Genomic DNA, 12595 nt, shown 5'->3' on the forward strand with positions numbered 1-12595 from the left:
TTTACAACGGCTGCATATAAAGGGTTATTCCGGTTATTAGCCCTTTAGCTGGAGCCTCCAGTCCATAGTTTAACTATTATAACTCAATATAGAATTATTCTTTAAAATATAAAAGCCGCCCTGAAAATATAAAAGCCGCCCTGATGACAGGGCGGCTTTTATAAAACCTGTACTTACTGCAGCTCTGGTTACCAGAGTCTGATTCTATCTTCTGGTGCTTTGTAGAGCTTATCACCTGGCTGCACGTTAAAGGCTTCGTACCAGGCATCCATATTTACCGGCGCACCGATGGTTCTGTACTGGCCTGGCGAGTGCGGGTCCGTCACGATTTGCTGTGCGGCTGCCTCTGGCAGGATGTTGCCTCTCCAAACCTGTGCCCAAGACAGGAAGAAACGCTGATCCGGCGTAAAACCGTCAATCATTTCCTTAGACTGTCCCTGCTCCGTCATTTTGAAGGCTTCGTAAGCGGCACTAAGCCCCCCTAAGTCGCCAATGTTCTCACCCAGAGTAAGCTTACCGTTCACGTGGATAGTATCCAGCACGGTGTAGGCATCATACTGCGCTGCCAAAGCCGCTGCCTTCTCTTCAAACCTGGAGCGGTCCTCCGCGGTCCACCAGTTGCGCAGGGTACCGTCTTTGTCGTACTGGCTGCCGGAGTCGTCGAAGCCGTGGGAGATTTCGTGGCCGATCACCGCACCGATACCGCCGTAGTTCACGGCATCATCCGCGTTCGGATCGAAGAAAGGGAACTGCAGGATACCTGCCGGGAACACGATCTCGTTCATCACCGGGCTGTAATAGGCATTAACAGTCGGAGGCGTCATTCCCCACTTTGTTCTGTCTACTGGCTTGCCCAGCTGGCTTACCATATCCTTATAGCCCCACTCGCCGGCATTGCGCACGTTCTGGAAGAATGCCTTGCGGTTGATCTCCAGCCCTTCGTAGTCTTTCCACTTATCCGGATACCCCACCTTCGGCCTGAAGGCATGCAGTTTGGCAAGCGCCTTCTCTTTGGTGGCGGCGCTCATCCAGTCCAGGTTGTTGATGCGGATCTCGTACGCTTTGATCAGGTTACTGATCAACTCGTTCATTCGGGCTTTCGCCTCTGGTTTAAAGTGCTTCTCCACGTAAAGCTGGCCCAGCAGCTCCCCAACGGTGTTGTCTGTCAGAGAAGACATACGCTGCCAGCGCGGGGTCTGCACTTTCTGCCCGGTCAGCGCCTGCGTGTAAGCGAAGTTGGCGTCCACAAACGGCGTGCTCAGGTAAGGTGCCGATGACTTCAGCACGTTCCACTGCAGGTACGTCTGCCAGTCAGCGGTAGGTGTGCTCGTCAGCAGGCCGTTAAGTTCGGTAAAGAACTTAGGGTTGTTCACCAAGATGGTGTCTTCGCCGGTAACCTTCAGCTTCGCCATCAGCGATTTCCAGTCCATGTTAGGCGTGGTTTTGCTGAAGTCGGCAACGGCAAACTTATTATAGGTTTTGTACGGGTCGCGCATCTCTACACGTGCCATCTGCGCTTCGGCCATCTTCTTCTCCAGGTTAAAGATGGTTTCGGCATTTTGCTGCGCCTTTGCCTCCGGTGTGCCGGTTAGGGTAAACAGTTTAGTGATGTACGCCTTGTAAGCCTGCTGAATTTTCTGGCTGCGCGCGTCGTCCTTCAGGTAGTAATCACGGTCTGGCAGGGTTGTGCCGCCCTGGCTCAGCTGCGGAATCATGGTATTTACGTCTTTGCGGTCCTGGCCTACATAGAAGCCGAACATCGGAGAGGCAATACCAGCGGTTTTCTGGTAGGCCACCTCGTTCAGGATGCCGTTCACGTCTTTTACAGAGCCGGCTCTTTTCAGGTCCTTCTTGATAGGCTTGTAGCCAAGCTTATCGATGGTGGCGCTATCCATGGCGGCGGCATAGAAGTCACCTACGCGCTTCTTCACAGAGCCGGGCGCCGCGTTCTTGTCCGCAGCGGTTTCGTTCAGGATATCCTTTACGGCATTGATGTTAAAATCACGCAGCAGGTTAAAGCTTCCCCAGCGGGTTTCTTTGGCTGGCACCGGATTGCTTTTGATCCAGGCGCCGCTGGCGTAAGTATAAAAGTCGTCTCCGGGCTTCACCGAAAGGTCCATGTTAGACTTATCGATAAAAGGCCCTTTGGGTGCTCCGTTTTGCTGTGCGGCGGCATCTACACCATAAAGGGTAGCAGCCCCGAAAAGTAGTAGTCTCAGGTGGTTTTTCCAGTTCGACACGTTCTTCATCGAAGGGTAGTTTAGTTAAGATTAATTGAATAGTTCGTTTTTAGTCAGAAAGCGAATACTGCCATTCTCCCCCTAATGTAATGCTTAAAAGTTAAACAGAAGCTCCTAAGGGAATCTTTAGCTGCGCTTGTGCAAGATATACAAGATTTGCCATAATAAAATTCAGACGGTGCTGCGTGTTACTTTCCTGTAAACGCAGCCGCTGTAGGCCTTCCTGCAGTAGCTCCTCTAGTTAGAGCGAGGAGCAGGCTCAGGGTTTAACGGGTGGATAACTTCTTTCCCGTGGCAGCCTAAAGGAGGCTCACAGCCAGAGAGCTAGGGTAACATAAAAAGCGACGGCCATACTTTGTAAAGTATGGCCGTCGCTTTTTATGAATTCTGCTGAAGCTTTACACGTCTACGCGTGCATACTTGGCGTTTCGTTCGATAAAGTCTCTTCGCGGAGCAACTTCGTCGCCCATAAGCATCGAGAACAGGTGATCGGCCTCTGCGGCAGACTCGATGTCTACGCGCTTCAGGCTGCGGCTTGTAGGGTCCATGGTCGTGTTCCACAGCTGCTCAGGGTTCATCTCGCCAAGACCTTTGTAGCGCTGCACTCCCACACTTTCTTCTCTTCCCTTACCAATCTCAGCAATGGCATCGATACGGTCCTGCTCAGACCAGCAGTAGCGCTCCTCCTTGCCTTTCTTCACGAGGTACAGCGGAGGCAATGCAATGTACACATAGCCTTTCTCGATAAGCTCCTTCATGTAGCGGAAGAAGAACGTCAGAATCAGGGTACGAATGTGCGATCCGTCTACGTCCGCATCCGTCATGATGATGATCTTGTGGTAACGCAGCTTGTCCATGTTCAGGGCTTTCTCATCCTCCTGGGTGCCAAAGCTAACGCCAAGGGCCGTGATCATGTTCTTGATCTCGTCGCTCTCATAAATACGGTGCTCCTGCGCCTTCTCTACGTTCAGGATCTTACCGCGCAGCGGCAGAATAGCCTGGAACTTACGGTCGCGGCCCTGCTTGGCAGAACCACCGGCGGAGTCACCCTCCACCAGGTATATTTCGCAGTTCTCCGGGTTGTTATCCGAGCAGTCGGCCAGTTTACCAGGCAAGCTGGTGCTGGAGAGCACGTTCTTGCGCTGCACCATCTCGCGGGCCTTGCGGGCAGCGTGGCGCGCCTGGGCGGCTATGATCACCTTGTTTACGATCGTGCGGGCCTCCTTCGGGTTTTCCTCCAGGTACTGGTTCAGCATTTCGCCTACGGCTGTGTCCACGGCACCGGAAACCTCTGAGTTACCCAGTTTCGTTTTCGTTTGCCCCTCAAACTGAGGCTCCGCCACCTTTACAGAAATAACCGCCGTCAGGCCTTCACGGAAGTCATCACCGGCAATGTCCACCTTTACCTTATCCAGCATGCCTGATTTCTCGGCATAGGCCTTGAGTGTACGGGTAAGGGCACGGCGGAAACCAGCCACGTGCGTACCTCCCTCGATGGTATTGATGTTGTTTACATAAGAGAAGATGTTCTCTGAGTAAGACGTGTTGTACTGCAGGGCAATCTCCACAGGCACACCGTTCTTCTCGCTTTCCACGTGGATCGGCTCCGGAATCAGGTTCTCGCGCGTCTCGTCCAGGTAGGTTACGAACTCCTTCAAGCCACCTTCAGACAGGAACGAATCGTTTAGCGGCTCGCCCTGGTCGTTTAACTCCCGCAGGTCTTTCAGGTTAATGCGAATGCCCTTGTTCAGGAAAGACAGCTCGCGCAGGCGGCTGGCGATGGTGTCGAATTTATACTCTGTCGCCGTGAAAATAGAGGCGTCAGGCTTAAACTGTACCGTGGTGCCGGTTCTGTCTGTCTCGCCAATCTCGCGCACAGGGTACTGCGGCACACCGATGTTATAGTGCTGCTCGTAAATTTTGCCCTTGCGGTGCACCGTTACGTGCAGGTCGGTGGAGAGTGCGTTTACGCAGGATACACCCACGCCGTGCAATCCACCCGATACTTTATATGTGTCTTTATCGAATTTACCACCGGCGTGCAGCACCGTCATTACTACCTCCAGGGCAGAGCGGCCTTCTTTCTGGTGAAAATCCGTTGGAATACCACGGCCGTTGTCGGATACCGTGATGGAGTTATCTTCGTTGATAGTGACATTGATCTCATCGCAATGCCCCGCCAGGGCTTCGTCGATGGAGTTATCTACCACCTCCCACACCAGGTGGTGCAGGCCTTTAATACCAATGTCGCCGATGTACATGGCCGGGCGCTTACGAACTGCTTCGAGTCCCTCCAGTACCTGGATGCTATTTGCTGAATAATCGTTTGCTAATGATTTTTCTTCTACTTCACTCATGTGTGTAAAAAGATAGATTGAATAGGTAAAATTACCACTTTTATTTCGTTTAAACTATACTTTTGAGCGCCTTCCGAACAGCCGTTTGCCGAAGCCCTTCATGCTGCGCCCGGGCACAAAGCATATCTCACTATAAATTAACAAATTAACCTCTTTAATAGTGCCTGTTTGCGTGGTATTTACCTCCCTAAAATGCAAAACAACAGCAGCCTGTTGCTCCTGCTTTCGCAGCAGAAACAACGGCTTAGAGCGGGCATTTTCCTCCGGCCATCTCCCGGCAAAACGGCAGTGCGCTTGAGGTCAACTTCACCGGTTTGGCGGGTTCTGGTGCAGCGAATGGCACTCCCCGTTGAGGCCGCCCTGCCAGTAGCATGTTGGAAGAGGCACAGACCAGGCGCATCTACAGGTAAAATAGAAACAGCGCGCCAGGCAAGAAACGACTCAGCCACTCCCAAGGCTTCCCCTTTACCCTCGGCACCATGCGCCGGCGAAGCCCATCCTACTGCCGTGCACTGCCTGCCCGGATGCCCACGCCCACAGCGCCATACTTGCCCTACCGCTACTCAGGAAGCGTAGCTTTGCTTCGGCACTCTCCAGTGCCTTTTGCGCATAAGCCCCTGCTTGTAAATTACCGCGCAAAGTATAACTGCTGCGCAACAAGTGCCCCTGCCTTTACTGAAACAGGGGTTCACACTCAAAACCGAGGGCAAGACCCGCAACGTCGCCGGCCAGTATAACCCTGTCCCGTTCTGTTCGTTTTTTATAAATGTACATTCGATCTACAAACGAAAACAAACTATGAGTATGAACTTTGAGAATTATTTAAAAGACGCGAAAACATGGTTGCATGAGCTTTGCAACTACTTAGGTATTGAGGACGAACAGAAGGCAGCCCGTATCTTCAGAGCTGTGCTGCACGCCATCCGGGACCGCATCCCAACGGGTGAGGCCATTCACCTGGGGGCGCAGATTCCAGTGCTGTGGAAAGGAATTTACTACGATGGGTTTTCGATGCATGAGCCTGTTCGCATTCGCCACGAGGACGAATGGCTGGAGTATATCCGCTCGAAGGACTCCGGAGCAGCAGAAAGCGATTTCCCGACACTGGATCATGCCTTCTATGCTTTCCAGGATGTGATGACGTTTCTGCGCGACCATCTTTCTGAGGGGCAGTATGAGCAGATTGCACAGGCTATTCACTCCGAGATAACGGTACCTGCTTAAGAAAACAGATGTGTTAAAGTATAAAAAGCCCGGCTTAGTCCGGGCTTTTCTTTTGTTCTCAGCTGTAGGCAGCGGTATACTTTTCGCTCACTCCGGTCATACACTTTTTGTTTACTGCCCCGGATTAGCAACGTGCTTGCACTTGCCGCACAGCGGCCATACCTTTGCAGCATGTGGCGGAGCTACTTTATCGGACTGAGTATGCTGGTCATCTACCTGATGGCTACCATGCGCTATGTAGTGCCACTGGTGCACCACCAGCTTACCTCCGCCCACGCCTCTGAAACACTTTGCATCAGCCGCGACAAGCCACAACGGCAGTGCCACATAAAATGCCAGCTGCGCAAAGAAATCAGGCAGCTGCACTCCCGGCAACTCCAGAAAGAGCTGCTCCAGCACCTGCTACAGGCTTTTCAGCCAGTGGAGGGCATGCCGCACCTTCTGGCCGCGCTCCCACACCCCTGGGCAGCCGCCGCAGCTACGCCAGCAGCCGTTTACACGCTCCGTGAACGTAGAAGGGAGCTGCCCGTGCCTTTCCGCCCTCCCAAGAGTTAAGGTGAAGCGTCTTTTAAGTAATTGGCTTCTGTTTCTGGATAGCCTGTTATACTTTTGCGCCAGTAGCAAGGCGTAAACCTTTTTACCCAAACTTTCATTCTAATACTGAGGCGGTAGCGACCGGCTAGCCCTCACCCTTATAAGCATCATGAAGAAGCACTTTATATATTTGGCTTTTCCCCTGGCTGTTGTACTGTCGTCCTGCAATGTGGGGCCGTCTGAGGCGGAGGAGAAAGCAAGCCTGGAGAACAAGGTTCTGGGGATACACGACGAGGCCATGGTCCGCATGGGTGATATCTACAAGCTGCGCCGCCAGCTGCGCACCCTCCGCGACACGCTGGAGAAACAGCCGCAAGCCGACAGCACCGCACTGCCGGCCCTGCAGCAGGAGCTGGATGGGCTGAACCGCGCCGACGCAGTGATGATGCAGTGGATGCACCAGTACAAAGCGCCTGACTCGTTGCAGCACCAGGAGGCAGTTGCCTACCTGCAGCAGGAGCTTGTTAAAATTGAGAGAGTACAAACCGTTATGGACAGCACCATCAGCGCTGCCAAGCAAACCATATCCCGATATGAGCAACAGAAATAAATTCAGCCTGAAGTACGGCGTAGCCGCAGCGGCTTTCGCCCTGGCCACCTCGGCCTTCTACGGTTGCAGCAATAGCGCCTCAGAAAAAGAACTGCCTATCTACGGAGAGCGCGAGCCTGTGGAGCGCACCGTGAACGGCGAAACCGTGGTAGACACGCTGTACCACCAGATCCCGGACTTCGCTTTCGTGGACCAGGACAGCCAGCGGGTGACACAGGAAACGGTAGACGGCAAAGTGTATGTGACCGACTTCTTCTTTACCACCTGCCCTACCATCTGTCCTAAAATGAAGAGCCAGATGCTGCGCGTGTATGAGGCTTACAAAGACAACCCGCAGGTGATGCTGCTCTCCCACTCCATCGACCCGACGCACGACACGGTAGCCGTGCTGCACGATTACGCGGAGCGCCTGGGAATTGAGTCGGATAAGTGGCACCTGGTAACCGGCGACAAAGACAGCATCTACGACATCGCCATGAAGTACCTGGTTCCTGCACAGGAGGACGGAGGCGCCGAAGGGGGCTTTACGCACGGCGGGCATTTTATACTGGTGGACGGCAACCGGCACATCCGGGGCATTTACGACGGCACAAAGGCTGAGTCGGTAGACCAGCTGATCCAGGATATTCCGCTGCTGCTGAACGACAAGAAGGATGAGAAAAAATAGGTTTGTAGCGGTGGTGCTGGGCGCCTTTGCCCTCACCACCCTTACCCAGTGCTTTACGAACAAAAAGGACGAGGGCAAGCGCCTGTATGAGCAGCACTGCCAGAGCTGCCATATGGAGGACGGCAGTGGCCTCAAAGGCCTGATCCCGCCCTTGGCCGGCGCCGACTTTCTTCAAACTCACCGCGACCAGCTGCCTTGCATCGTGCGGGAAGGCATGGAGGGCCCTGTCACGGTGAACGGTGTAGAGTATAACAAGGAGATGCCCGGCATAGAGAACATGCGCGAGGACCAGATCACGAATCTGCTTAACTATATCCACACCAATTTTGGCAACAACAACGAGCGCTATACCATGCCGGAGGTAGAGCAACTGCTGCAGGCGTGCCCCAGGTAAAACCGCGCTCCTGTGATGCATAGAAAAAGGGCGGGCCACCAGAAAACCGGTGGCCCGCCCTTTTTTGTTTGCCCGCCAGGCTGCTGAAACGTTGGGAAGCCGCCAGCACGCGTACCTACCGCACCGGCGGCTTAGGCACTAACCAGCTCTTCCAGCTTGTACGCTCCTGTTTGGTTAAACCAGTCTCTGATAAGGCGGAAGGAAATCGAGAACTGCGGCGGCATTCGGAGTGTTCCGTTTTGCAGCCCCGCCACAATTTGCTCACGCGTAAACCAGCGGGCATCCTCCATCTCATCATAGTTAACCTGCAGCTCACGGTTTACGGCCACCGCCTGAAAGCCGACCATGATGGAGCTTGGGAATGGCCAGGGCTGCGATGAGTGATACGCTATACTTTGCAGCGACACGCCGGTCTCCTCCTCGGCCTCACGCGCCACCGCCTGCTCCAGTGTTTCGCCCGGCTCCAGGAAACCCGCAATCACAGCGTACATACCCGGCTGCCATACTTTCTGGCGCCCCAGCAAGCAGGCGTCGCCTTCGGAAATAAGTACGATAATGGCTGTATCCGTGCGCGGGAAGTGGTGTTTGTTACAGGCCTCACTGCTACACTGGCGCACATGGCCGGCCGCTGTGCTGTAGGTAAGGCTGCCGCAGTCGGGGCAGTAGAGGTGGCGCAGGTTCCAGTGCACCATGCCCCGCGCGTAGGCCAGCAAGGCACTTTGCTCCTGCGGCAACTGCAGGGCCACCTGCCTCAGGTCATGCAGCTCGTACGCCTCAGGGAGCAAGGCCGGCGGCAAGCCTGCAAACCCCAGGGCAAAGTAGGGCACCTCCCCTTCCGAGCCCAGGTAGACCCGTACTTCAGCCTGATTTGCCAGGGCAACTGCTTCCTGCTGCTGCAGAAAAGCGGCCTCTCTGGCCTCTGCCTGCAGCAGGCTTAAGTTATTACTCACCACCAGTACGCGTGCCTGCTCGTGCCGCCAAAGCTCTCCCATTTTAGCGGTATCCGGGCGAATTTCTGAAAAGCGGTTTAGGGGGTTATGTGAAAAATAATTCATTTTAACTGTCTGTTTATGGCAACGGCTTAATGCCGCCCAAAAGGTATAACACCAGAGGCTAAGGGTAAAGTTTTCTACTGCCAAAATACGCCGGGCCTCTTTCCTTACACAGGAGTAAGTATAAATGCCTATCTTGTTGCAACCCTAAACTAGCACAAAAGGGAGCAGCTTTACCAGGGCAGCCGTGCACTAAGCAAGTTTAACGCATGCAGCATACAGTGTTTCAACATATTAGCGTTAAAACATATATTCTGATGCGGCACATGCAACCATTTTGCTCCACGGCGGGTCTTGTTGGTGGCCTGGGTCTGCTTTAGTGCAGGGCGGCCTACAATCTGAAACCACTATAATCTATCCAAAATCACCATGAACAACTTTTTCCGCAAGTCTTTTTTCAGCAAAGCAGCCCTTGTATTACTTAGTGTGGCATCTTTCTCCCTAACCGGCTGTATGGACGATGACCTGGAGACGCCAGAACCACAACCCGTTACGTATGTGTCCTTTTACCAAGGCTCTCCTAACGCCCCTGAGATGGATATCCAGTTCAACAACCAGAAGTACAACGGGGCGCCCATTAAGTTCTCCAACTACTTCGGCTACCACGGGTTTGTGCCCGGCCCCTATACCGTTAAGCTTACCCCTGTTAACGCAGCCAACGCCTATGTAGACTCCAGCTTTACGTTTAAAGAAGGAGCCGCCTACACCATGTTTGCCGTAGATGAGCTGGAGGATATGGAACTGCTTGTAGTGCAGGATAGCGTAAAGGCTCCGGCTACCGGGAAAGCGGCCTTGCGCATCATCAACCTGTCTCCTGATGCACCAGCGGTAGCGGTTAGCGCATCAGCCGCAGGCAGCACCAACGAAACTGCGCTGACCAACGAGCTGGACTTTAAAGGCATTACTCCTTTTATGAGCGTAGATGCAGGCAAGTACTCTATGCAGATAAAGGCAGCTGGCTCGGATGATGTGCTTCTAACAGTTTCCAGCAACGATTTCTTGGTCGGCACAACCTATACTGTGATCATCAGAGGCTTTGTAACGCCGCCATCCGGCAATACCAATGCACTGAGTGCGCAGGTAGTTAAGAACTTCTAAGCAAAAGCAGCCGCTTTCTTAAGTATAAACCGCCGCAACATAACAGTTGCGGCGGTTTTGCTTTTAGCCCTGCCACCCCTTATCTCCGCTCTTCCCCTGGTAGAGCAACGGCTGTGTCACAGCTCCTCCCCTACCCAGCGTTGCATGGTATGCAGGTGCAAAAAGCATGGCATAGCTTACCGTATTCACTACTTTAAGAAATACTCCCGCTGCGCAATAGATTCCGTTGCAGCACAACAGCATTACGCTAGTAACTGAGGATCAGCTTTACGAGGTTGGAGTTCATACAGGCACATCTCTGCTTTGCGTCCTGTGGAAGCGCCAGGTAGAGGGGGGGCTGGAATGGCTAACACCCATGCGCTAAGCTCAAGAAAGCGCGGCACCAGTATACTTTCCCAAAGCCCATTCGCTTACTTAAAAAGCAAAACCGGGGCTGGCCTTTTGACCTGCACCAACCGGCAACTGCAGTGGCAGGCGAATGCCCCTGTTGCCCCTCAACCCCTGTCTTTCCTGCCCGGCCTAACAGAAAGGGCGCATTCCTCCGTATATAATGCTCACCGCTTACAGGCAGTTGCCCTGCGGGCACAACACGCATCTTTAACATCTTTTTGCTTACATGCCATACATCAGGAAACCCTTCAGAGGCTTTTTATACTTTTGCTCAGTGCTGCTCCTGCTTTTCCTGGCTGCCGGTGCGCCGGCAACCGCCCAGGAGGAGGCAGCAGACACCACTGAGGCTGCACAGGCAGACGTGGAGCCCAGCTGGCCAATGGATTCGCTTGGCAGGCGTACCCCCCGCAGTGCGGTAGAGGGCTTTATCAGCGCCGTTGCAAACGAAAACTACGATAAGGCTGCCGAGTACTTACGCTTGGCCCCCTCCCTGCAGGAGAACCTGGACGGGGCTGAGCTCGCGCGGGCCCTGCAGCGGCTACTTGACCAGAACGGCAAGATCTACCCCTATGCCCTGATAAGCAACGATACCAACGGCGTACAGGACGATGGGCTGGGCCCAAACCTTGACCGCGTAGGCGAAGCCACCGTAAACGGAGAAACCTTTAGCCTGATACTGGAAAAGACAGAAGGTCCGGACGGGGGCCCAGTCTGGAAGTTTTCCTCGCAGACGGTGCAGCGTATCCCTTTTCAGGATGAAGAGGAGGCCTTTGTTCCGCTGGTAAGCCAGCTCAGCCCCAGTGTGCTGGAAGACAACAAATGGGGCGGGGTACCTGTAGGGCACTGGCTGGCCATACTACTGCTGGTCGTGGTGGCGTACCTGCTGGCGTGGGGAATCGTATCGCTTGCCCTCTACCTGATCCGCTTGTCTTGGTACAAGGTGAGAGAAGAGCCCACTGCGGGCATTGTAAAGGCATTTGCCCTGCCACTAAGGATATATTTCACAGTCTGGATTTTCGTAGTAGCCAGTCAACAGGTCGGCATATCGATTATTGTGCGCCAGCGGTTTAGCGAGATAACCCTAATTGTAGGGGTCGCGGCTGTGCTTCTCCTGGTTTGGCGCCTTTTAGACGCCATTACGCAGTTTGTGCAGAGGCGGCTGCTGCACCGCAACAACATGGCCGGGGTATCGGCGCTGCTCTTTCTCCGCCGCGCCGCCAAGGTGGCGCTTGTGGTGCTAGGGGTGATCACCCTGCTCGACTCCATTGGCTTTGACGTTACCACGGGCCTGGCCGCGCTGGGTATAGGCGGTATTGCGCTGGCTTTGGGCGCCCAGAAAACCGTGGAGAATTTTGTGGGCAGCGTCACCCTTATAGCAGACCAGCCCGTGCGCGTAGGGGATTTCTGCAAAGCTGGGGACGTGGTCGGTACGGTAGAGCAAATAGGGATGCGCTCTACCCGCATTCGCACGCTGGAGCGTACCATTGTCACCATTCCGAACGGGGAGCTTTCCTCCCTTAAAATTGAAAACTATGCCCACAGAGACCGCTTCTGGTTTCACCCCACCTTTGGCCTGCGCTTCGAAACCACCCCGGACCAGATTCGGTACCTGCTGGTAGAGCTGCGCTCGATTCTGTACGCGCACCCCAAAGTGGACCCGTCGCCGGCACGCATCCGCTTTGTGAAGATAGGTGCGGACTCGCTAAACCTGGAGGTCTTCGCCTACGTCAACGCAATAGACTTTGATGAGTTTCTGGAGGTGCAGGAGGACCTGTACTTACGCATGATGGATGTGGTGGAAGCCAGCGGTACAGGCTTTGCCTTTCCGTCGCAGACCCTGTACATTGCCCGCGACCAAGGCTTGTCCAAGGAGAAGTCTGAGGAGGCGGAGGAGCAGGTTCAGAAATGGCGTGCCGCCAACGACGTCCAGATCCCTAAGTTTACTCCCGAGCGCATCCAGAGCCTGCGCAATACAATTTCGTATCCTTCCAACGGCTCCAGCCTGCAGAAAAAAGGGTAACCAACCGGG

The 12595-nt window shown here is 54.1% G+C and carries 10 protein-coding genes; 7 read left to right on the forward strand and 3 right to left on the reverse strand.

All coding sequences use genetic code 11. The annotated features are described in order from the left end of the window. Window positions 1–188: 188 nt before the first annotated feature. Together CA264_RS11305 and gyrB are read right to left on the reverse strand one after the other, a co-directional pair. A complete protein-coding gene (locus CA264_RS11305) occupies window positions 189–2120 on the reverse strand; it encodes a M13 family metallopeptidase (protein WP_036776496.1) in 1932 nt (643 codons plus the stop codon). 518 nt (window positions 2121–2638) lie between these two features. Continuing rightward, window positions 2639–4597, reverse strand: a complete 1959-nt coding sequence (gene gyrB / locus CA264_RS11310; RefSeq protein ID WP_025607223.1) for a DNA topoisomerase (ATP-hydrolyzing) subunit B — start codon at window positions 4595–4597, stop codon at window positions 2639–2641. A gap of 798 nt (window positions 4598–5395) precedes the next feature. On the opposite strand from gyrB, the gene CA264_RS11315 reads away from it, so the two are divergent. From CA264_RS11315 to CA264_RS11335, 5 genes are all read left to right on the forward strand, one after another. Continuing rightward, a complete protein-coding gene (locus tag CA264_RS11315) occupies window positions 5396–5821 on the forward strand; it encodes a DUF2267 domain-containing protein (RefSeq protein WP_025607225.1) in 426 nt (141 codons plus the stop codon). Window positions 5822–5992: 171 nt separating this feature from the next. Continuing rightward, window positions 5993–6376 (forward strand): hypothetical protein, encoded by a 384-nt coding sequence (locus CA264_RS11320; protein WP_025607227.1) that lies wholly within the window; start codon window positions 5993–5995, stop codon window positions 6374–6376. A 148-nt stretch (window positions 6377–6524) separates the two neighbouring features. After that, entirely contained in the window at window positions 6525–6965 is a 441-nt protein-coding gene (locus CA264_RS11325) for a hypothetical protein (protein ID WP_025607229.1), read from the forward strand. Continuing rightward, window positions 6949–7632 (forward strand): SCO family protein, encoded by a 684-nt coding sequence (locus tag CA264_RS11330; RefSeq protein ID WP_025607230.1) that lies wholly within the window; start codon window positions 6949–6951, stop codon window positions 7630–7632. Before CA264_RS11325 ends, CA264_RS11330 begins: the two co-directional genes overlap by 17 nt. Next, window positions 7619–8026 carry a c-type cytochrome gene (locus CA264_RS11335; protein WP_025607232.1) on the forward strand — a complete coding sequence of 136 codons (408 nt, stop codon included), beginning with the start codon at window positions 7619–7621 and terminating at the stop codon, window positions 8024–8026. The genes CA264_RS11330 and CA264_RS11335 overlap by 14 nt, the downstream gene beginning before the upstream one ends. 131 nt (window positions 8027–8157) lie before the next feature. On the opposite strand, the gene nudC is transcribed toward CA264_RS11335, so the two are convergent. Continuing rightward, window positions 8158–9081, reverse strand: coding sequence for an NAD(+) diphosphatase (nudC, locus tag CA264_RS11340; protein WP_036776077.1), 924 nt, complete (start codon window positions 9079–9081; stop codon window positions 8158–8160). A 366-nt stretch (window positions 9082–9447) separates the two neighbouring features. Between nudC and CA264_RS11345 the strand changes: the two genes are divergently transcribed. Together CA264_RS11345 and CA264_RS11350 are read left to right on the forward strand one after the other, a co-directional pair. After that, a complete protein-coding gene (locus CA264_RS11345) occupies window positions 9448–10176 on the forward strand; it encodes a DUF4397 domain-containing protein (protein WP_025607235.1) in 729 nt (242 codons plus the stop codon). A 616-nt stretch (window positions 10177–10792) separates the two neighbouring features. Then, a complete protein-coding gene (locus CA264_RS11350; RefSeq protein WP_025607236.1) occupies window positions 10793–12586 on the forward strand; it encodes a mechanosensitive ion channel family protein in 1794 nt (597 codons plus the stop codon). Window positions 12587–12595: the final 9 nt, after the last annotated feature.

Origin of the sequence: Pontibacter actiniarum, assembly GCF_003585765.1 — a bacterium.
In the GTDB taxonomy this organism is placed as follows: Bacteria; Bacteroidota; Bacteroidia; order Cytophagales; family Hymenobacteraceae; genus Pontibacter; species Pontibacter actiniarum.